Raw genomic sequence first — 18,724 nt, 5'->3', positions numbered from 1 at the left:
CGATCCGGCAGGCGGGCCGGCGCGGCTGTCCGGCCCTCGCGGCCTCCCAGACGCCCCCGAGCCGGCCGGTCGGCGACTGACGCACCGGCACGCGGCGCCGGGCCCGGCGAGAACGCCACAGGGCGGGCTCGTGGTTCGAGCCCGCCCTGTGGTCCCTGCTTCACGTCGTGCCGCGCGACCTGCGCCCGCGGCCCGGACGCCCGGAGCTAGAACCAGCCCCCGCTGTCGTCCTCACCCGGCGGGTTCGTGGTCGGCGTTCCGGTGCCGCCCGGGCCCCCGGGCCCGCCGGGCCCACCCGGACCGCTGCCGGGTCCGCCCTCGCCGCTGCCGGGTCCGCCCGGCCCACCGGGACCACCGCCCGGACCGCTGCCAGGGCCGCCGTTGTTGCCGCAGTTCGGGTCGAACGGCCCGCAGCTATCGGACGGGGTCTCCGACGGCGTCTTCGACGGCGTCTCGGACGGCGTCTCGGAGGGGGTCTCCGACGGCGTCTCGGACGGGGTCTCGGACGGCGTCTCCGACGGTTCCTCGGACGGCGTCTCCGTGGGCGGCTTGGGCTTCTGGCTCGGCGGCGGGCTCGCGCCGTCGCCGTAGATCTTCTCGCCGATCGGGGAGGGCTTCGGGAACTTCAGCTTCTCCTCGTTCTTGAGCGCCTCCCGCATGTACCCGGCCCAGATCTCGGCCGGGTACGAGGCACCGTGGATGCTCTCCGTGCCGGTGTCGGAGCCCACGCCGTACATCGGCAGGAACTTCTGGTTCTTGGCCTGGTCGTCGACGCGCCACATGCCGATCGCGGTGGCCAGTTGCGGGGTGTACCCGGCGAACCAGGCCGACTTGTTGTCGTCGGTGGTGCCGGTCTTGCCCGCGGCGTCCCGCCCGATCTTCGCGGAGGTGCCGGTGCCGTGCTCCACGACCGTCTTCAGCACGTCGGTGACGTTGTCGGCCACGCTCGGCTCGAAGGCCTGCTCGATCTTGTCCTCGTGTGCGTACACCTCGGCCCCGTCCCGCTCGACCTTGGTCACCGAGTACGGGTCGGCCTGCTTGCCGCTGGCCGCGAAGGTGGCGTACGCGCCGGCGAGCCGGATCGCGCTGGGCGACGAGGTGCCGAGCGAGAACGTGGGGGTGATGGAGGCGAGCTGGTTCTTGCTGAGCCCCGCGGCGAGCGCCGCGTCACGGACCTTGTCGGTGCCGACGTCCATGCCGAGCTGGATGAACGGTGTGTTCACCGAGTACTGCATGGCCTCACGCAGGTCGATCTTGCCCCGGTTCTCGTCACCGTCGTTGCGCTGGTGCCACTCCTTGCCGTCCTTGTCGAGCCAGATCTTGCCCGTGTAGTCCCGCAGCGCCAGCTTGTTGTCGCCGTTGTAGATGCTCTTGGGCGAGACGAGGGTGCGCTGCTCGCGGGACTGCTCGGGCGGCAGTTCGGGGTCGCGCTTGCCGTCGATCATGGCTGCGGCCAGCACGAACGGCTTGAACGTGGAGCCCACCTGGACACCGGTGTCGTCGGCGTTGTTGGTGTAGTGCTCCAGCGCGTCCTTGCCGCCGTAGACGGCGACGATCTTGCCGGTGCCCGGCTCCACGGACGCCCCGCCGAACTGGACGTGCTTGTCCTGCTTGCGCTTGTCCGGCTTGATGTTCTTCTTCGAGACGTCCTGGACCGTCTTCTCCAGGGCCCGCATCTTCGTCCGGTCGAAGGTGGTGTGGATCTGGTACCCACCACGGTCCAACTCGGCCTTGGAGATGTTGGAGTTGGCGATGATGTAGTTGTCGGCGAGGTCGGTGAGGTAACCGATCTGACCGGCCTTGTTCGTCGCCAGCTTCGGCTTCTGCGGCTCCGGGAACTTGGTGATCTTGTCCCGCTCCTCCTTCGCGAGCCGGTCCACCTTCACCTCGCGGTCCAGCGTCCACGACCAGCGCTGCTCGGCCCGCTTGCGGTTCTTCTCCTTGGTCGCCGCGAGGCCGGTGCCACCGGCGGGGTCGTAGAGGTTGGGACCGTTCAGCGTGGCCGCGAGGAACGCGCTCTCGCTGGTGGTCAGGTCCTCGCAGTCCTTGTCGTAGTACGCCCGGGCCGCGGCCTGGATGCCGTACGCGCCGCGGCCGTAGTACGCGGTGTTGAGGTAGCCCTCAAGGATGTCGTCCTTGTCCCGGGTGGCGCCGACCTTGATGGAGATGAAGAGCTCGGTGACCTTGCGCTTGAGCGTCTGCTCCTGGCCCAGGTAGGTGTTCTTGACGAACTGCTGGGTGATGGTCGAACCACTCTGGGTCTGACCGCCCTTGGCCATGTTGAACACGGCGCGGGCCACACCCATCGGGTCGACGCCCGCATCGTCGTAGAACGAGGCGTTCTCGGCGGCGATGACCGCGTTCCGCATCGACTTGGGGATCTTGGAGAGCGGCACGATCTGCCGGTTCAGGTCGCCACCACCGGAGACGACCATCTGCTTGCCGTCGCTCCAGTAGTACACGTTCTTCTGGGTCTTGGACGCGGCCTGCGCCGTCGGCACCTTCACCAGCATCAGCGCGACGCCGACGGCCCCGATCAGCAGCAGCATGAAGACCAGCGTGGTGCCGGTGACCAGCTTCCAGGACGGCACCCAGCGCTTGAAGCCGCGCTTGCCCATCCGTGGGTAGTCGATGAAGCGCTTCTTGGTGCGTCCCGGCGTCGCCGGCCCCCGGCCGCGCCCGCGACCGCCACCGGCAGCCCCCGGGCCCGGGCCACCGCGGCCCCCGTTGCCCCCAGCGCCACCGCCGTGCGCGCCGGCCCCACCGGCGCCCGCGGATCCGTGTGCCGCGCTCGCCCCAGCCGCGGCGCCCGCGCCCGCCGCTCCTGCTCTGCGGCGTCCTCCGCCGCTACGGGCCGCGCGGCGGGCCTCGGCCCGTCCACCACGCGGCAGTCCTGCTTCGGGTGACTCCTGTGGATCGGAGCCCGACCCCGTGCTGCTGTGCGGTGGCGCGGCGCGGCGGCCTGGCGGCTGCTGCGCGGCACGCCGGGCCGCTGCTCGTCCGCCGCCCTGGGGCTGCGGCGGCTTGCGACGGTGCTCGCTCATGGAACGACTACTCCTCGGGCAGGCGCGATCGCCTGGAAGCGGCATGTGGCTTGCGGTCCCCCCAACGTACGCACCAGCGCCGAAGGGCAGCCGGACGCACGGCATCCAGGACGAAGACGCGTGGCGGCGTCGCACGGTTCCCGGTGGTCTGCATGGCGAACAGAGTACGCACGGTCAAAACCAGCCCACCCATCATCTTCGGTTCAAATCAGGCACGTTGGTTCGCACGAATCGGTGATGTGACCTCGTTCACCGCGCCCGCCCTTGTCCTGTGGAAGGCGCCGTTCTATCGTCTGGATGTATCGAGTCGATACATCAGCTCGACACAACGGGACAGCGGCAGACGTGGAGGGGCGGGGGATGAGCAGGCGTTCCGGCGTACTGGAGTTCGCCGTTCTCGGTCTGCTGCGGGAGTCCCCCATGCACGGGTACGAGCTGCGAAAGCGGTTGAACACCTCGCTAGGGGTGTTCCGCGCCTTCAGTTACGGCAGCCTCTATCCCTGCCTCAAGACGCTGGTCGGCAACGGCTGGTTGATCGAGGAGCCGGGCGGCGCCCCCGAGGACGCGTCCGCGCCCGCAGGACGGGTGGTGCCGTCCACTGCCGCACTCGGCGGACGACGAGCCAAGATCGTCTACCGGCTGACGGCAGAGGGCAAGGAGCGCTTCGAGGAGTTGCTCTCCCACACCGGGCCCGACGCCTGGGAGGACGAGCACTTCGGTGTCCGCTTCGCCTTCTTCGGCCAGACCTCGCGCGACGTACGGATGCGCGTGCTCGAAGGCCGGCGCAGCCGGCTGGAGGAGCGCCTGGAGAAGATGCGGGCCTCGCTGGCGCGTACCCGTGAGCGGCTCGACGACTACACGTTGGAGCTCCAGCGGCATGGCATGGAGTCGGTGGAGCGCGAGGTCCGCTGGCTGAACGAGCTGATCGAAAGTGAGCGGGCGGGTCGCGAGCAGCGCCCGGCCGCCGAGCAGGACACATCGGAAGACACGGGCGGCCTGCCCCGGCACCGGGGTGGTACCCGGCCGGACCCGTCCGACGAGACCGCCAAGTGAGGCCCTGCACCCCGCAGGGCTTCGTCGAATACACACAGGGAGCAACCGGAATGGGTTCGGTTCGCGTAGCCATCGTTGGCGTGGGCAACTGCGCTGCCTCGCTGGTCCAGGGCGTCGAGTACTACAAGGACGCCGACCCGGACAGCCGCGTCCCGGGTCTGATGCACGTGCAGTTCGGCGACTACCACGTGCGGGACGTCGAGTTCGTGGCCGCCTTCGACGTGGACGCCAAGAAGGTCGGTCTCGACCTCGCGGACGCGATCGGTGCCAGCGAGAACAACACCATCAAGATCTGCGACGTGCCCAACAGCGGCGTCACGGTGCAGCGCGGCCACACCTACGACGGCCTCGGCAAGTACTACCGGGAGACGATCGAGGAGTCGCCCGAGGCTCCCGTCGACATCGTCCAGACCCTCAAGGACCGTCAGGTCGACGTCCTCGTCTGCTACCTGCCGGTGGGCTCCGAGGAGGCTGCGAAGTACTACGCGCAGTGCGCCATCGACGCCAAGGTCGCCTTCGTCAACGCGCTGCCGGTGTTCATCGCGGGCACCAAGGAGTGGGCCGACAAGTTCACCGAGGCCGGCGTGCCGATCGTCGGTGACGACATCAAGTCCCAGGTGGGCGCGACCATCACGCACCGCGTGATGGCCAAGCTCTTCGAGGACCGCGGCGTCATCCTGGACCGCACGATGCAGTTGAACGTCGGCGGCAACATGGACTTCAAGAACATGTTGGAGCGCGAGCGCCTGGAGTCCAAGAAGATCTCCAAGACGCAGGCCGTCACCTCGCAGATCCCCGACCGTGAGCTGGGCGAGAAGAACGTCCACATCGGCCCGTCGGACTACGTGGCCTGGCTGGACGACCGCAAGTGGGCGTACGTCCGCCTGGAGGGTCGTGCGTTCGGCGACGTCCCGCTGAACCTGGAGTACAAGCTTGAGGTCTGGGACTCCCCCAACTCGGCGGGCGTGATCATCGACGCGCTGCGTGCCGCGAAGATCGCCAAGGACCGGGGCATCGGCGGCCCGATCCTGTCGGCCTCCTCGTACTTCATGAAGTCGCCCCCGGTGCAGTACTTCGACGACCAGGCCCGGGAGAACGTCGAGAAGTTCATCAAGGGCGAGGTCGAGCGCTAAGCGTTCACCCTCGACACCCTCAGCGCGTGGCCCCCGGGGACGGATTCCTCGGGGGCCCGCGCGCTGTGTGAAGCTGTGCGCCATGCCCGTGGTGCGAGGTCTGCGCGAACTCCTGCGGCTCGGCGACTTCCGTCGGCTGCTCACCGTCCGGCTGCTCTCCCAGGGGGCCGACGGCGTCTATCAGGTGGCGCTCGCCTCCTACGTCGTCTTCTCACCGGAGAAGGAGACCTCGGCCGCCGCCATCGCCTCGGCCATGGCCGTGCTCCTGCTGCCGTACTCGCTCCTCGGTCCGTTCGCCGGCGTCCTCCTCGACCGCTGGCGCCGGCGCCAGGTGCTGCTGTACGGAAACCTGGTCCGGGTCGTCCTGGCCGCCGTCACGGCCGCGCTGATCGTGGCGGACGTGCCCGACGCCCTCTTCTACGCCTCGGCCCTCGCCGTCACGGCCGTCAACCGCTTCGTCCTGGCCGGGCTCTCGGCCGCACTGCCGCGCGTGGTGCCGCCCGGCGAGCAGCTCGTCCTGGCCAACTCCCTCTCCCCGACGGCGGGCACCCTCGCGGCCACCGCGGCAGGTGGCCTGGCCTTCGTCGTACGGCTGGCGGCCCCCGAGGGCGCGGCATCCGATGCCTTCGTCATCCTGCTCGGCTCCGCGCTCTACCTCTGCGCGGCCCTCGCCTCGCTCCGGATGGCGCGCGACCTGCTCGGCCCCGACCCGGACCGGCTCCCGTCCCGGGCCGGCCAGGCGCTCCTGAGCACCGCCCGAGGCCTCGTCGCCGGACTGCGCCATCTGACGGACCGCCCGCTGGCGGCCCGGGCGCTGGCCGCGATGACGCTCATGCGCTTCTGCTACGGGGCGCTGACGGTCATGGTCCTCATGCTCTGCCGCAATGCGTGGAGCGACGGGGACGGGGACGGTCTGGCGCTCCTCGGGCTGGCGGTGGGCATCTCCGGCGCGGGCTTCTTCGTCGCCGCGCTGTGTACGCCCTGGGCGGTGGCGCGACTCGGGCCGCTCGGCTGGGTGGCGGTCTGCGGGACGGCGGCGGCCGTGCTGGAGCCGGTCCTCGGGCTGCCGTTCGCGCCGGTCCCCATGATGGTGGCCGCCTTCCTCCTCGGGTTCACCACCCAGGGGGCGAAGATCGCCACGGACACGGTCGTCCAGTCCGCCATCGAAGACGGCTACCGGGGGCGGGTCTTCTCGCTCTACGACGTGTTCTTCAACGTCGCCTTCGTCGGCGCGGCCGGGGTGGCGGCGCTCATGCTGCCGGCCGACGGGGCATCGGTCACCCTCGTCCTGCTCGTGGCCGTGCTCTATGCGCTGGCGGTGAGCCTGGTCGTGTTTCACGTGAAACGAGACCGCCCCGATGTTTCACGTGAAACCGAGCGCCGTTTCACGTGAAACATCGGGGCGGGGACGGCGACGCCCGTGCGGGTGAGGCCGCGAACTGCTTCCCGGGGTTGGCTCAGTCCTGAGCCGCCCACCATTCCTTGAGCGCCTCGACCGCGACCTCGTGCTCCATCGGCCCGCGCTCCATCCGCAGCTCCAGCAGGTGCTTGTACGCCTTGCCGACCTGGGGCCCCGGCGCCAGCCCCAGGATCTGCATGATCTCGTTCCCGTCGAGCGCGGGCCGGATGGCGTCGAGTTCCTCTTCCTTCCGCAGCCGCGCGATCCGCTCCTCCAGGCCGTCGTACGCCTGGGAGAGCGCGGTGGCCTTGCGCTTGTTCCGCGTGGTGCAGTCGGAGCGGGTCAGCTTGTGCAGCCGGTCCAGGAGGGGGCCCGCGTCGCGCACGTAGCGGCGGACCGCCGAGTCCGTCCACTCGCCGGTGCCGTAGCCGTGGAAGCGCAGGTGCAGCTCCACAAGACGCGAGACGTCCTTGATCAGCTCGTTGGAGTACTTGAGCTTGCCCATCCGCGTCTTGGTCAGCTTGGCGCCGACGACCTCGTGGTGGTGGAAGGAGACACGGCCGTCCGACTCGAAGCGCCGCGTCTTCGGCTTGCCGATGTCGTGCAGCAGGGCGGCCAGCCGGAGCACCAGGTCCGGGCCGTCCTCCTCCAGGTCCATCGCCTGCTCCAGCACGATCAGCGTGTGCTCGTACACGTCCTTGTGCCGGTGGTGCTCGTCCCGCTCCAGGCGCAGCGCGGGGAGCTCGGGCAGCACGCGGGCGGCGAGCCCGGACTCCACGAGCAGCTTGAGCCCCTTGCGCGGGTGCGGCGCCAGGATGAGCTTGTTGAGCTCGTCCCGTACCCGCTCGGCGGAGACGATCTCGATGCGCTCGACCATGGCCTTCATCGCGGCGACGACCTCGGGGGCCACCTGGAAGTCGAGCTGGGCGGCGAAGCGCGCGGCCCGCATCATGCGCAGCGGATCGTCGGAGAAGGACGTCTCCGGCGCTCCGGGCGTGCGCAGCACTCCGGCTGCGAGGTCCTCCAGGCCGTGGTGCGGGTCGATGAACTCCTTCTGCGGGAGTACGACGGCCATGGCGTTGACGGTGAAATCTCGCCGGACGAGATCTTCCTGGATGGAGTCGCCGTAGGAAACGTCAGGCTTCCGCGAGGTCCGGTCATACGCTTCCGACCGGTATGTGGTGACCTCGATCTGGAAGTTCTGGCTTGCCCCACCTTGGCCCGGTGCGCGCTTCTGACACCCCACGGTGCCGAAGGCGATCCCGACCTCCCAGACCGCGTCCGCCCAGGGCCGGACGATCTTCAGTACCTCTTCGGGCCTGGCGTCCGTGGTGAAGTCGAGATCGTTGCCGAGCCGACCCAGCAGGGCGTCCCGTACCGAGCCCCCGACCAGCGCGAGCGAGTACCCGGCCTGCTGAAAGCGGACGGCTAGGTCGTCGGCCACGGGGGAGACCCGCAGCAGTTCGCTCACCGCACGGCGCTGCACCTGGCTGAGCTCGTGGGACGGCTGCGGGTTCTGGTTGTCATGGTTGGCGTTCGGCACAACAGAAAAGGGTACGTTGCCCGCCGGCCCGGGGCGGCATCGATCCACGCGGCGGGGCTAGCGGGCCAACGCCGGGGCTGTGACGATCATGTGGAGCACTCCCCAGCACTTCGCCACACCGGATCTCGTTACCATGCGTGGACGCACAACCGACGACCACTGACGACGACGAGGGACGGGCGAGCGCGTGGCCGAGGCGGCAGAGCTCCAGGGGACGACTTCTGCTCCTGCCCGACGATGGCTACGGCGCGCCGCGGGGCTGTTGGCGGCCGTTCCCCTCATCGCGGGGCTGGTGCAGGCCACCGCGCCGCCCCGGGCGGACGCCGCCCCCAAGCCGACCGGGTCGCACTCGGTGGACGTGGCGATCAACTCGCTGACCCCCGCGACCCCGACCGCCAACGACACGCTCAACATCAAGGGCACCCTCACCAACAAGGGACGGGCGGTCATCAACGCCGGCCACGTGGGGCTGCGCGTCGGCCCGGTGATGCGGGGGCGCAGCGCCATCGACACGGCCGCCACCCGCACCGGCTACTTCCCGGGTGACGACGGGGCGGAGATCGACAGCAGGTACGCGGCGAAGGTCGGCCGGCTGCCCGTGGGCGGCAGCCGGGACTTCAGCCTGGCGGTGCCGCTGCGGCAACTGTCGCTCAGCGAGGACGGCGTCTACCAGATCGCCGTCTCGCTCACCGGCGAGACCGCCAAGGAGCCGGGCTACCAGCAGGTCCTCGGCATCCAGCGGACCTTCCTGCCGTGGCAGACCACCCCGCCCGGCAAGAAGACGAAGCTGAGCTTCCTGTGGCCGGTCATCGCCACCACCCAGATCACCGCCAGGACCGACACCGACAAGCAGCAGACCCCCGTCTTCCGCAACGACGAGTTGGCGAAGGAGCTCGCGCCGGGCGGACGGCTCCAGCAGCTCGTGGCGCTCGGCAAGGACCTCCCCGTCACCTGGGTCCTGGACCCCGACCTGCTGGCCACGGTGGACGTGATGGCCCGCGGCTACGACGTACAGGACGGCGAGGAGACCACCCCCGGCCGCGGTCAGGAGGTCGCCCGGCGGTGGATGGCCGCCCTTGACCAGGCGGTGCAGGGGCACAAGGTGGTGGCGCTGCCGTTCGCCGACCCCGACCTCGCCTCACTCGCCCACCGCGGCAAGGTCGTCTCCGGGACGCTCAGCCACCTCCAGTCGGCCACCAAGCTCGCGGTCAGCACCGTGGAGTCCACGCTCCAGATGACGCCCGAGACCGACTTCGCCTGGCCGGTGGACGGCGCCATCGACTCCTCCATCATCGACGTCGCCACCTCGGCGGGCGCCCACCACGTCATCACCCGCAGCGACAGCATCCAGGAGAGCGACACGCTCCCCTACACCCCGACCGCGGCCCGCCCGATCGGCGGCGGCACCACCGCCATCGCGGCCGACGCCCGGCTCTCGACCGTCTTCGACGGCGACATGTCGCGCGCCGAGAACTCCACCCTGGCCATCCAGGAGTTCCTCGCCCAGACGCTGATGATCACCCAGCAGACGCCGGAGCGGCAGCGCAGCATCGTCGTCGCACCGCCGCGGATGCCCACCGCCAACCAGGCCCAGGCGATGGCCACCGCGCTCGGCGGCCTGGAGCCCCAGCGCTGGAGCGAGCCGCAGGACCTGAGCGAGGCCGCCAAGGCCAAGCCCGACCCGGCCGCCAACCGACAGGTGCCCGGCCGCGGCGACTACCCCAAGTCGCTGCGCAAGCGGGAGCTGCCCACCTCGGCGTTCTCCCAGATACAGGAGACGCAGCGCACCCTCGACCGCTTCCGCAAGATCCTCACCGCGGAAGACCGGGTGGTGACCCCGTTCAGCACGGCGATCATGCGGGACATGTCCACATCGTGGCGGCGCGACCCCCGCGGGGGCTCCGCCTTCCGTAACGATGTGAGCACCTATCTCCAGGGCCTGACCGAGCGGGTCGGCATCATCCAGAAGTCGCCCGCCACCCTCTCCGGGCGCAGCGCCACCATCCCCGTCACCGTCAAGAACGACCTCTTCCAGGGCGTCGACAAGCTCCGCCTGGTCCTGACGTCGAACCAGCCGCTACGGCTGAAGGTCAGCGATCCGCAGGACATCAAGATCGAAGGGGGCCACAGCCAGTCGGTGAAGTTCGAGGCGTCGGCCCGGGCCAACGGCCGGACGACGATCATCGCCCAGCTCTTCACCGAGGACGGCCAGCCCTACGGCGAGCCGATGACCTTCGAGGCCAATGTCACCTCCATCACCTCGACTGTGATACTGGTCATCGCGGTAGGAGTACTGCTTCTCGTACTCGCGGGCATCCGGATCTACATCAAGCGCAAGCGGTCGGGTCCGGAGTCCGCCGGACCCGACGACAAGCCGGGTGGCCAGAGCCCGGATTCAGCCCCCGACCCGCTTGTCGACCCCCAGGACGGGCCCGGTGCACCCGCCGGAACGGGCCCGCAGGACCCCGCGCAGCCGAGTGACCCGTCTCCGGACACCGGATCGCAAAGCACTGGCCCATCCGGCTCAGGTGAGAAAGTGGACCGTTGAGGAAATGGTGGGGCCACACGGCCGCGGACGATGAGGTGGGGTAGCGATGAACGCGCCGTACAACGGTGACCGCGACCGTGACGCGGGCGCGGACCCCTCGGGCCAGGGGCACGGGTACCACTCCGGTGCCTCCGCCCACGACCCGTCCTACGCCTCCTCCTACCACCAGCCGTCCTACCCGCAGGACTCGTACACCCCCGACCCGTACGCGCAGGACGTCTACCAGCAGGGCTTCTTCCAGCAGCCGTACGTCACGGGCTCCTTCCCGGTCTATACCGACGAGGCCTACCAGCAGTACGCGCCCTACAGCGAACCGTCCTACCAGCAGGATCCGTACGCGCAGGACGGCTACTCCCCCTACCCGTACGCCCAGCACGATCCGCGGGTGCAGGGCGGCGACGGGTTCTACGACCAGCAGGCCCAGCCGCCGCCCGGCTCCGCCGACCCGACGCAGCACCTCTACCACCAGCCCGCTCCCGGGCAGCAGCAGGACCCGAACGCCTGGCCGTCCGCGCCGGAGTCCGGCCAGCCGGCGCACTACCCGGGGTACGGCGACGGCTCCGCCCAGAACCCGTACGGCGGCGACGCCCTGGCCGGTCAGGGCGGGGAGCAGCGCCCGGAGCCGGACGCCTTCGCCCACCTCTTCCGCGACCAGCAGCCCTACGAGCCACAGCGCCCCGCGCCGCAGGGCCCCGACGCCTACGGCCACGGCCAGTACGGCCAGCAACAGGCCCAGGGGGACTACGCAGCGGGCTACGGGCAGCCCCAGCAGTATCCGCAACAGGGCGGCGACTACCCGCAGCAGTACGACGCGCACGGGCAGTACGCCCAGCAGGCGGGGTACGGGCAGCAGACCGGTCAGCCGGAGTACTACCAGCAGAATCCTTATGACCAGGCAGCTCAGGCCGGGCAAGCCGGTCAGGCGGCCCAGGGCGCCCCGCAGGACCAGTACCAGCAGCAGGGCCACGACCCGCGTGGTCAGCAGGCCCCGGCCGGCCCGCCGCAGGGCCGCCACCACCGCCCCGCGGCGCCCGGTGCGCCGGCGGGCGCAGGGCCGGGCCAGGGCGCCGACGCCACCATGATGCTGGGCTCGCCCGCGGCGCTGAAGGCCGCGGCGGCGCAGGCCGCGCCCAAGCCGGCCGGGGGCAAGGCGGCGAGCCTGCTGAAGTCCAGCGCCCTGATGGCGGCCGGCACCATGGTCTCCCGGCTGACCGGCTTCGTCCGGCAGATGATGATCGTCGCGGCGCTCGGTGCCGCCACCCTCGGCGACACGTACACCGTCGCCATGACGCTGCCGACGATGATCTTCTTCCTCACCGTCGGCGGCGGCCTCAACTCCGTCTTCGTACCGCAGCTCGTACGTGCCATGAAGGAGGACGAGGACGGCGGCGTGGCCTACGCCAACCGGCTGCTCACGCTCGTCATCGTCATCCTCATCGCGCTCACCGCCGCCTCGGTCTTCGCGGCGCCGCTGTTCGTGCACATGATGTCCCCCGAGATCGCCGGCGACCCGGCGGCCAACGAGGTCGCCGTCACCTTCGCCCGCTACTGCCTGCCCACCATCTTCTTCATGGGCGTGCACGTGGTGATGGGCCAGATCCTCAACGCCCGCGGCAAGTTCGGCGCCATGATGTGGACCCCGGTCCTCAACAACATCGTCATCATCGCCACGTTCGGGATGTTCATCTACGTCTACGGCTCGGCGAGCAAGTCCGAGTTCGGCGTCACCACCATCCCCTCCGAGGGCATCAGGCTGCTCGGGGTGGGCACGCTGCTCGGCCTCACCGTGCAGTCGCTGGCGATGATCCCCTACCTGCGCGAGGCCGGCTTCCGGTTCCGGCCCCGGTTCGACTGGCGCGGCCACGGGCTGGGCAAGTCCGCCAAGCTGGCGAAGTGGACCGTGCTGTTCGTCCTCGCCAACCAGGCCGGCGTCATCGTCGTCACCCAGCTCGCCACCGGCGCCGGCTCCGCCGCAGCCGACCAGGGCTACCCGGGCACCGGCATCCTCGGCTACTCCAGCGCCCAGCTCATCTGGGGCATGCCGCAGGCCATCATCACCGTCTCGGTCATGGCCGCGATGCTGCCGCGGCTCTCCCGGGCCGCCCACGACGGCGACGTGGGCGCGGTCCGCGATGACATGTCGCAGGGCCTGCGCACCTCGGCGGTGGCGATCGTGCCCATCGCCTTCGGCTTCGTGGCCCTCGGCGTCCCGATCTGCACCCTGCTCTTCGGCTCCTCGGGCGTCGAAGCGGCCCGCGCCATGGGCTACATCCTGATGGCCTTCGGCCTCGGCCTGATCCCCTTCTCCGTCCAGTACGTCGTCCTGCGCGGCTTCTACGCGTACGAGGACACCCGCACCCCCTTCTACAACACGGTCATCGTCGCGGCCATAAACGCCGCCGCCTCTGGCCTGTGCTACGTGCTGCTGCCGCCCCGCTGGGCCGTGGTCGGCATGGCGGCCTCCTACGGCCTGGCCTACGCGGTCGGCGTGGGCATCGCCTGGAAGCGGCTGCGCGACCGGCTCGGCGGCGATCTCGACGGACGGCACGTGGCACGCACCTACTCGCGCCTCTTCGGCGCCTGCATCCCCGCCGCCGCACTCGCCGGCGCGACCGCGTACGCCATCACCCAGTCGCTCGGCAGCGGGATCGCCGGCTCGCTCGCTTCCCTGATCGGCGGCGGGATCGTACTGATCGGGATCTTCTACATCGCGGCCAGACGCATGCGTATCCAGGAGTTGACCGCGATGGTCGGAATGGTCCGCGGGCGCCTGGGCCGCTGACCGCAGCACAACCTTCGTCCGCCATCGCGTGTCGTGCAGGGCGGCGGACTGTGGGCACAATTGTCGTGGCCGTGGAAGAGGCGCAACGGATGGGGAGGCAGGGAACGACGGTGGCGGACCGGAGTACGGCTGCCGTCGACGTGGCCGATAGCAGCGGCGGAAAGCCGCTGACCGCCAAGGCGGACCAGGCCACGACCGACGAGGCTAAGGCCGAGCACAAGGCCAGCAACAACACAGAGACCGCGCGCCCTGCCGGCAAGGGCCAGAGCGCATCGGCCGATACCAGCCCCCCCGACCTGCACAGCGGTCACAAGCTCGCCAGACGCTACCGTTTGGAGGAGTGCGTCACCCGACTGGACGGATTCAGCAGTTGGCGTGCCGTCGACGAAATGCTGCGCCGGGCCGTCGGCGTGCACGTCCTGCCAGCCGACCATCCGCGGGCCCGCCCCGTCCTGGCCGCCGCCCGTTCCGCCGCGCTGCTCGGCGATCCCCGCTTCGTCCAGGTGCTGGACGCCGTCGAGGACAACGACCTCGTCTACGTCGTCCACGAGTGGATCTCCGACGCCACCGAGCTCACCACCGTGCTGGCCACCGGGGCGCTGGAGCCGCACGACGCCTACCAACTCGTCAGCCAGGTCTCCCAGGCCATGGCCGCCGCCCACCGCGAGGGCCTGGCCCACCTGCGGCTGACGCCGAACTCCGTGCTGCGCACCGAGTCGGGGCAGTACCGCATCCGCGGCCTCGCCGTCATGGCCGCGCTGCGCGGCATCACCGCCAGCCAGCCGCACCGCACGGACACCGAGGCGATCGGCGCCCTGTTGTACGCCGCGCTGACCCAGCGCTGGCCGTACGAGAGCGACGCGCACGGACTGGCCGGGCTCCCCAAGGGCGTCGGCCTCATCGCACCGGACCAGGTGCGCGCGGGGGTCCACCGCGGGCTGTCCGAGCTCGCCATGCGGGCCCTGGTGAACGACGGTGCCACCGCCTCCCGGCAGGAGCCGCCGTGCACCACCCCGGGTGAGCTCGCCGCGGCCGTGGCGGAGATGCCGCGGGTCCGCCCACCGGAGCCGTCGTTCACCGCCACCCCGGCCTACCAGCACACCACCTACCAACAGGGCGCCTACGCCCAGCCGCCGACCCACGGCGGCACCGGCGCCCGCCGGCTGGCCCCCGTGGCCCCACCGCCCCCGCCACCGCTCCAGAGCCGGGCCGGGCGGGTGCTCAAGTGGGCCGTCTCGGCCCTGATCATCGCGGCCATCGGGCTGGGGAGCTGGCAGCTCGCGGACATCCTGCTGAAGGAAGAGGGCGAGTCCAGCGACTCGGGCCAACACGAGGACGACAAGAACGAGCAGCGCCCGCCGAAGCCCGCGCCGAAGCCGCTGGCCATCGAAGACGCCAGCGAGTTCTCACCGCTGGACACCCCGCTGGCCCCGGAGCGCGTCGCCGCGGCCATCGACAAGCAGCCCGGCACCGCCTGGATCACCAAGCGCTACGAGGGCTACGCCAACTTCGGCAACCTCAAGAACCGGCTGGACGGCAGCGGCATCGTGGTCGACCTCGGCAGCCCCCAGGACGTGGCGGGCGTCAACGTCGACTTCTACGCCCCCGGGCAAACCGTCGAGGTGCTGGCCGCCGACGCCGGTGCGACATCGCCCAGCACGCTGTCGGACTTCCCGCAGAAGCTCAGCAAGCTCCAGCGGGCGGACAGCACTTTGACCGCCACTCTCGACAAGCCGGTCCAGACCCGGTACGTACTGATCCACATCACCGAACTGCCCAGCGACGGCACCGCCGACGGGTACCGCGGGGGCATCTCGGAGATCAAGATCACGGGTTGATCCGCGTCCGGCGCGGCAGGCACGAGAGGGGGCTCCGGTGCAGAACGCCGCACACGGCGACGTGGATGACCGTGAGCTCCTCGCCCGCCATGTGGCGGGCGATCCCGACGCCTTCGGCGAGATCGTCCGGCGCCATCGCGACCGACTGTGGGCGGTGGCGCTGCGTACCCTCGGCGACCGCGAAGAGGCGGCGGACGCCGTGCAGGACGCCCTGGTGTCCGCCTACCGCGCCGCCCACACCTTCCGCGGCCAGTCGGCCGTCACCACCTGGCTGCACCGCATCACCGTCAATGCCTGCCTGGACCGGGCCCGGAAGGCCGTCACCCGCAAGACCTCGCCGACCGACGACACCGAGCGGCTGGAACAGCTCCTGGAGCCGCACGAGTCGGCCGCGGTCCCGGCCGAGCGACACGACCTGCACCGCGAACTCCTCCAGGCGCTCCGCACCCTCCCGGCAGAACAGCGGGCGGCGCTCGTCCTCGTCGACATGCAGGGCTATCCGGTGGCGGAGGCGGCCGACGTACTCGGCGTGGCCGTCGGCACCATCAAGAGCCGGTGTGCCCGAGGACGGGCTCGACTCCTACCTCTGCTGTCACATCTCCACCCGAAGGAACGGGATAACGCCGAGTCGGGCGGGGGAAGGAACCGGGCGCAGGGGGCATCCGTCTCACCGCCAGCAGAACCGAATGACGCAGATCCCGTGAAGGGCGGAGGTGGGCGAGCGTGACATCGACGACCGGCACGGACGAGCACCCGGAGGTCGCGGAAATCTCCGCCCTCACCGAAGGCGTGCTCCCCCCACACCGCGTTCGCCCCGTCCGCGAACACCTGGCGCTGTGCCCGCTGTGCGCCGACGTCCACGCCTCGTTGGAGGAGATCCGCGGACTGCTCGGCACGTTGCCGGGGCCCGCCCGGATGCCGGCCGACGTCGCCGGGCGGATCGACGCGGCCCTGGCCGCCGAAGCCCTACTGAACTCCACCGTGACCCACCCCGAGGGGGCGGACGAGGAGACCGCCACCGTCGTGGTTTCACGTGAAACAGCGACAGGATCGACGGCCGAGCCCGTACGGGAAGCAGCGCGGGAGACAGCAGCGGGGCCGGCAGAGGAACGAACGGCTGAGCCGACAGCGGGTTCGACGCGGGAAACGGCCGATGTTTCACGTGAAACGACGACCGCCGGCCCCGACCGCCCGCCGGGCCGCGCCCGCTCGGCTACCGGCCCCGGCCGGTCGACCACCGGATCCGGCGCCCGCCCCCGGCGTCGCCGCCGCTGGCAGACCGCCCTGCTCGGCACCGCGTGCGCGGCGGCCGTGCTTGGCGTGGGCACGTTCCTCGTGCAGCACACCACCGATGACGACACGCCCTCCCCAGGCCCGGCTACGGCGGAGGGCACTGCGATCACCGCGTCCGACCTGGCCGGGGACGTACGGGCGCTGCTCGACACCACCACGGCCAAGCCGCTCGGCAAGGCCTCCCGCGGCGTCGACATGGACTCCTCGCCGAACGCTCCGCTGGAGGCCGGTGCCGCAGCCGTCCCCTCCTGTGTCCAACAGGGCACCCAACGCCCCGAACAACCGCTGGCCGTCAAGGAAGACACCTACGACGGCAAGCCCGCCTATCTCGTCCTGCTGCCGCACCCCGGCGATGACACGACGATCGACGCCTTCGTGATCGACGCCGCCTGTACGCGGGAGAGCCCCTCGCCGCCGGGCACCGTGCTGGCCCAGCACAGCTTCCCGCGGCACGGCTGACGCAGTACGGGGGTTGCACGGGGGCGGAAGTCCCACGGCATGGGGGTACCACGGCGCGGCTGATCCGCAGCGGGACTGGTCCAGTGCGAGCGGGGCACGGTGCGGCTGGGGCATGGTGCGGCTGCGCCCCGGAGACGAACACGGACGGTAGCCGAGGGCTTCCGGGAATGCCCGCCCCGTAGTATCCGTTGGGTGGGATGGCAGCAGTTTTCCGGGAACGATCGCCGGTCGGTTGCCTCCAATCCGTCGTCGGCAGAGACAAGGAAGACATCCGTGAGCGACGTCCGCAACGTGATCATCATCGGTTCCGGGCCCGCGGGCTACACGGCCGCGCTCTACACCGCCCGAGCCTCGCTGAAGCCGCTGGTCTTTGAGGGCGCCGTGACCGCCGGTGGTGCTCTGATGAACACCACCGACGTGGAGAACTTCCCCGGCTTCCGGGACGGCATCATGGGCCCCGACCTCATGGACAACATGCGGGCCCAGGCCGAGCGGTTCGGCGCGGAGCTCATTCCCGACGACGTGGTCGCCGTCGACCTCACCCAGGAGATCAAGACCGTCACCGACTCGGCCGGGACCGTGCACCGTGCGAAGGCCGTGATCGTCACCACCGGCTCCCAGCACCGCAAGCTCGGACTGCCGCGTGAGGACGAGCTGTCGGGCCGCGGCGTCTCCTGGTGCGCCACCTGCGACGGGTTCTTCTTCAAGGACCACAACATCGCCGTGATCGGCGGCGGCGACACCGCGATGGAAGAGGCCACCTTCCTCTCCCGCTTCGCCTCCTCCGTGACGATCGTCCACCGCCGGGACACCCTGCGGGCCTCCAAGGCCATGCAGGACCGCGCCTTCGCCGACCCCAAGATCTCCTTCGTCTGGGACAGCGAGGTCGCCGAGATCCACGGTGACGGCAAGCTCTCGGGCCTGACCCTGCGGAACCTGAAGACGGGGGAGTCCTCCGAGCTTCCGGTGACCGGCCTGTTCATCGCGATCGGCCACGACCCGCGCACCGAGCTCTTCAAGGGCCAGCTCGACCTGGACGACGAGGGCTACCTGAAGGTCGAGGCGCCCAGCACCCGCACCAACCTGCCGGGCGTCTTCGCCGCGGGCGACGTCGTGGACCACACCTACCGCCAGGCCATCACCGCCGCCGGTACTGGCTGCTCCGCCGCGCTGGACGCCGAGCGCTTCCTGGCCGGGCTTGCGGACGACGAGCCGCCGGCCGCTGCCGTCTGACCTTCTCTCCCTTCACCCCTGCATCACCGAAACGAGGAAACGCTGTGGCTGGCACGCTGAAGAACGTAACGGACGCCTCCTTCGACGAGGACGTCCTCAAGAACGACAAGCCCGTTCTGGTCGACTTCTGGGCCGAGTGGTGCGGTCCGTGCCGCATGATCGCCCCGTCGCTTGAGGCCATCGCGGCCGAGCACGGCGACAAGATCGAGATCGTCAAGGTCAACATCGACGAGAACCCGGACGTGGCCGCGCGGTACGGCGTCATGTCCATCCCGACCATGAACGTCTACAAGGCCGGCGAGGTCGTGCAGACCATCGTGGGCGCCAAGCCGAAGGCCGCCCTTGAGCGCGAGCTGTCCGACTTCCTCGGCTGAGGACACCCGGACCTACGACGTGTGG

12 protein-coding genes are annotated in these 18,724 nt (G+C 70.4%); 10 read left to right on the top strand and 2 right to left on the bottom strand.

Going from position 1 to position 18,724, the window contains the following annotated elements:
- Nucleotides 1-206 precede the first annotated feature (206 nt).
- Complete coding sequence (locus tag ACMA1D_RS22975; RefSeq protein ID WP_414725899.1) at nt 207-3,044, bottom strand: transglycosylase domain-containing protein; 2,838 nt, start codon at nt 3,042-3,044, stop codon at nt 207-209.
- Nucleotides 3,045-3,404: 360 nt separating this feature from the next.
- On the opposite strand from ACMA1D_RS22975, the gene ACMA1D_RS22970 reads away from it, so the two are divergent.
- From ACMA1D_RS22970 to ACMA1D_RS22960, 3 genes are all read left to right on the top strand, one after another.
- Nucleotides 3,405-4,097 carry a PadR family transcriptional regulator gene (locus ACMA1D_RS22970; protein ID WP_414725898.1) on the top strand — a complete coding sequence of 231 codons (693 nt, stop codon included), beginning with the start codon at nt 3,405-3,407 and terminating at the stop codon, nt 4,095-4,097.
- 50 nt (nt 4,098-4,147) lie between these two features.
- The gene (locus ACMA1D_RS22965) at nt 4,148-5,230 is read left to right on the top strand and encodes an inositol-3-phosphate synthase (protein ID WP_414725897.1); all 1,083 of its coding nucleotides are present in this window, start codon (nt 4,148-4,150) and stop codon (nt 5,228-5,230) included.
- Between the two features lie 82 nt (nt 5,231-5,312).
- On the top strand, nt 5,313-6,623 hold the full coding sequence (locus ACMA1D_RS22960; protein WP_414725896.1) for an MFS transporter: 1,311 nt from the start codon (nt 5,313-5,315) through the stop codon (nt 6,621-6,623).
- 64 nt (nt 6,624-6,687) lie between these two features.
- Here the strand turns inward: ACMA1D_RS22960 and ACMA1D_RS22955 are convergent, their stop codons facing one another.
- Complete coding sequence (locus ACMA1D_RS22955) at nt 6,688-8,172, bottom strand: CCA tRNA nucleotidyltransferase (RefSeq protein WP_414725895.1); 1,485 nt, start codon at nt 8,170-8,172, stop codon at nt 6,688-6,690.
- A gap of 187 nt (nt 8,173-8,359) precedes the next feature.
- On the opposite strand from ACMA1D_RS22955, the gene ACMA1D_RS22950 reads away from it, so the two are divergent.
- The 7 genes from ACMA1D_RS22950 (at nt 8,360) to trxA (ending at nt 18,699) form a co-directional block, all read left to right on the top strand.
- Nucleotides 8,360-10,720, top strand: coding sequence for a DUF6049 family protein (locus ACMA1D_RS22950; RefSeq protein WP_414725894.1), 2,361 nt, complete (start codon nt 8,360-8,362; stop codon nt 10,718-10,720).
- Nucleotides 10,721-10,766: 46 nt separating this feature from the next.
- The gene (gene murJ / locus ACMA1D_RS22945; RefSeq protein ID WP_414725893.1) at nt 10,767-13,502 is read left to right on the top strand and encodes a murein biosynthesis integral membrane protein MurJ; all 2,736 of its coding nucleotides are present in this window, start codon (nt 10,767-10,769) and stop codon (nt 13,500-13,502) included.
- Between the two features lie 110 nt (nt 13,503-13,612).
- Entirely contained in the window at nt 13,613-15,340 is a 1,728-nt protein-coding gene (locus tag ACMA1D_RS22940; protein WP_414725892.1) for a protein kinase family protein, read from the top strand.
- 37 nt (nt 15,341-15,377) lie between these two features.
- Nucleotides 15,378-16,067, top strand: a complete 690-nt coding sequence (gene sigM, locus ACMA1D_RS22935; RefSeq protein ID WP_414725891.1) for an RNA polymerase sigma factor SigM — start codon at nt 15,378-15,380, stop codon at nt 16,065-16,067.
- Nucleotides 16,064-17,092 (top strand): anti-sigma factor family protein, encoded by a 1,029-nt coding sequence (locus ACMA1D_RS22930; RefSeq protein ID WP_414725890.1) that lies wholly within the window; start codon nt 16,064-16,066, stop codon nt 17,090-17,092. The genes sigM and ACMA1D_RS22930 overlap by 4 nt, the downstream gene beginning before the upstream one ends.
- Nucleotides 17,093-17,365: 273 nt before the next feature.
- Entirely contained in the window at nt 17,366-18,325 is a 960-nt protein-coding gene (trxB, locus tag ACMA1D_RS22925; protein ID WP_414725889.1) for a thioredoxin-disulfide reductase, read from the top strand.
- Nucleotides 18,326-18,369: 44 nt separating this feature from the next.
- Nucleotides 18,370-18,699, top strand: coding sequence for a thioredoxin (trxA, locus tag ACMA1D_RS22920; RefSeq protein ID WP_414725888.1), 330 nt, complete (start codon nt 18,370-18,372; stop codon nt 18,697-18,699).
- Nucleotides 18,700-18,724 lie beyond the last annotated feature (25 nt).

Origin of the sequence: Streptomyces sp. 796.1, assembly GCF_047525675.1 — a bacterium.
GTDB lineage: Bacteria > Actinomycetota > Actinomycetes > Streptomycetales > Streptomycetaceae > Streptomyces.
The sequence above is the reverse complement of the archived record's forward strand: the minus strand, read 5'-3'. Positions and strand labels throughout refer to the sequence as shown.

Coding starts and splice junctions, on each gene's coding strand:
- ACMA1D_RS22960 (WP_414725896.1), top strand. CDS start 5,313: ATGCCCGTGGTGCGAGGTCTGCGCGAACTCCTGCGGCTCGGCGACTTC.
- ACMA1D_RS22965 (WP_414725897.1), top strand. CDS start 4,148: ATGGGTTCGGTTCGCGTAGCCATCGTTGGCGTGGGCAACTGCGCTGCC.
- ACMA1D_RS22975 (WP_414725899.1), bottom strand. CDS start 3,044: ATGAGCGAGCACCGTCGCAAGCCGCCGCAGCCCCAGGGCGGCGGACGA.
- murJ (WP_414725893.1), top strand. CDS start 10,767: ATGAACGCGCCGTACAACGGTGACCGCGACCGTGACGCGGGCGCGGAC.
- ACMA1D_RS22970 (WP_414725898.1), top strand. CDS start 3,405: ATGAGCAGGCGTTCCGGCGTACTGGAGTTCGCCGTTCTCGGTCTGCTG.